This is a genomic window from Allobacillus sp. SKP2-8 (assembly GCF_007559355.1).
Lineage (GTDB): Bacteria > Bacillota > Bacilli > Bacillales > Alkalibacillaceae > Allobacillus > Allobacillus halotolerans.
In genome coordinates, this window is record NZ_VMHF01000047.1 from 1 (window position 1) to 874 (window position 874).

Here is an 874-nt window from a genome sequence, read left to right on the forward strand (position 1 = left end):
TCCAAGCTTCAGAACCGCGAGCTGGTGCTGTATATTTACGAAGATCTTTGGTGATTTTCATTTTAAATACCTTTTGACAAATGCCTTCTTGAGCGAGTGGACAATCACTGCATTCTTTCGGATGGGTATATTTCAATGTTTCGTACTTTGCATCATAGCTATCATAACGGTAAGAATGTTCCCGAAAACAAGTAGGAGCGAAATACTTATCGAACCCTATGGGTTCGGGTTCGTTTTTACGATTATAAGCGATGATAGACTGTTGCCCCATTCGATAAACTTGTTGATAGATTGGTTCATAATCATACCCTGCATCCATCGTTTGATAACGTATGTTTGGAAGAGAACGCTGTTCCTGCATCCCCTTTAATAAAGGGATTGCAGCTTTTCCATCGTTTAAGTTACCGGATGAAAAGAGTGATTGTAAAATATATTGACTGGAAGAGCCGACAGCCAAATGTCCTTTAAAACCGTACCAAAAAACATTTTTTCCATCACTGTTTTTCTTGATGCCCCATTTGGGTTCCTGAGGAACCCCTTCACGAAGGTCGCCCAACGAAGCATCGAGTTGAGCTACTATTTTCTTTTCGTATAGGGGAAGGCTGGCTTCTTTTTCGGCTTGTTCTTTTAACCATTGATCCCGCTCTTTTTTAGGCTTTCGACCACGTTTCTTTGGTTCCGGCTTTGCTTTCTCTTCCTTTGCTGGAGCTTGATCGCGTGCTTCAAAGTGAGTTGCATCGATAGCAATGGTGTCATCGATAATAAAGCCTTCTTCTATAGCCTGCTCAACAATCTGTCCTTGGACTTTCTCCAGGATATTTGATTGTGTTAATTTTGTGAGCAGTCGTGAATAAGAAGCTTCAGATGGAACACT

At 41.3% G+C, this 874-nt stretch carries 1 protein-coding gene; it reads right to left on the reverse strand.

Annotated elements, in window-relative coordinates; translation table 11 throughout:
• The coding region (locus FPQ10_RS12885) for a transposase (protein ID WP_144163886.1) at positions 1-874 on the reverse strand (874 nt) is incomplete at both ends.